This is a genomic window from Stenotrophomonas sp. P5_A8 (genome assembly GCF_056400545.1).
The window spans coordinates 1-1,410 of the sequence record NZ_JBFULB010000537.1; the positions used below are offsets into that span (position 1 = coordinate 1).

4 protein-coding genes are annotated in these 1,410 nt (G+C 60.1%); all 4 read left to right on the plus strand.

Annotated features, from left to right (window positions below; all coding sequences use genetic code 11):
• The coding region (locus AC1DQP_RS20465; protein ID WP_478052428.1) for an uL14 family ribosomal protein at positions 1 to 208 on the plus strand (208 nt) is incomplete at its 5' end.
• A gap of 16 nt (positions 209 to 224) precedes the next feature.
• A complete protein-coding gene (gene rplX / locus AC1DQP_RS20470) occupies positions 225 to 542 on the plus strand; it encodes a 50S ribosomal protein L24 (protein ID WP_228886387.1) in 318 nt (105 codons plus the stop codon).
• Positions 543 to 552: 10 nt separating this feature from the next.
• Positions 553 to 1,095 carry a 50S ribosomal protein L5 gene (rplE, locus tag AC1DQP_RS20475; protein ID WP_176990876.1) on the plus strand — a complete coding sequence of 181 codons (543 nt, stop codon included), beginning with the start codon at positions 553 to 555 and terminating at the stop codon, positions 1,093 to 1,095.
• An 18-nt stretch (positions 1,096 to 1,113) separates the two neighbouring features.
• Positions 1,114 to 1,410, plus strand: a 297-nt coding sequence (gene rpsN, locus AC1DQP_RS20480; RefSeq protein ID WP_478052429.1) for a 30S ribosomal protein S14, incomplete at its 3' end; no start/stop codon positions are given.

Genomic DNA, 1,410 nt, shown 5'->3' on the forward strand with positions numbered 1-1,410 from the left:
GGGTGAAGTGTTCGACGCCGTCGTGGTGCGTACCCGCAAGGGTGTGCGTCGCGCCGACGGTTCGCTGATCCGTTTCGACGCCAACGCTGCGGTCCTGCTCAACAACAAGCAAGAGCCGATCGGCACCCGCATCTTCGGACCGGTGACTCGTGAACTTCGTACCGAGAAGTTCATGAAGATCGTCTCGCTCGCTCCCGAAGTGCTGTGAGCGACAGGAGATAATCATGGCTAACCGTATCAAGAAGGGCGACCAGGTCGTCGTCAACACCGGCAAGGACAAGGGCAAGCAGGGCGAAATCGTCCGCGTCGACGGCGATCGTGTGATCGTCGCCAACGTGAACATCGTCAAGCGCCACACCAAGCCGAACCCGCAGGCAGGCGTTGCCGGCGGCGTGGTCGAGCGTGAAGCGTCGATCCATATCTCCAACGTGAATGTGCTGAACCCGGCTTCGGGCAAAGGCGAACGCGTTGGTTTCAAAGTGCTGGAGGATGGACGCAAACTGCGTGTGTTCCGCTCCAGCGGTGAGGCGCTCGACGCCTGAGGATGCGCTGATGAATACCCGTCTCGAAAAGTTCTACAAGGAAGAAGTGGTGCCGGCGCTGATGAAGCAGTTCGGCTACACCAATCCGATGCAGGTTCCGAAGCTGGTCAAGGTCACCCTGAACATGGGTGTCGGTGAAGCAGCCACGAACAAGAAGATCCTGGAAAACGCCGTCGCCGACATGGCCAAGGTCTCCGGTCAGAAGCCGATCGTGACCAAGTCCCGCGTCTCGGTGGCCTCGTTCAAGATCCGCGATGGTTGGCCGATCGGCTGCAAGACCACGCTGCGTCGTGAAAAGATGTATGAGTTCATGGATCGCCTGATCAACATCTCGCTGCCGCGCGTGCGCGACTTCCGTGGTGTCTCGGGTCGTTCCTTCGACGGTCGTGGCAACTTCAACATGGGTGTGAAGGAACAGATCATCTTCCCGGAAATCGACTTCGACGCTGTCGACGCGATCCGCGGCATGGATATCGCCATCACCACCACCGCCAAGACCGATGCGGAAGCGAAGGCGCTGCTTGCAGCGTTCAAGTTCCCGTTCCGTAACTGATACGTCGAGGAATCCGATATGGCAAAGACCTCCATGGTCAACCGCGATCTGAAGCGCGCCAAGCTGGCCGTCAAGTTCGCTGGTAAGCGTGAAGAGCTGAAGAAGATCATCTCCAGCACGACCGCTTCGTACGACGAAAAGGCCGACGCTGTCGTCAAGTTGCAGAAGCTGCCGCGCGATTCGTCGCCGAGCCGCCACCGCAACCGTTGCGAACTGTCCGGCCGCCCGCGTGGCGTCTACAGCAAGTTCGGCCTCGGCCGCAACAAGCTGCGCGAAGCCACCATGCGTGGCGACGTGCCGGGCCTGCGCAAGGCC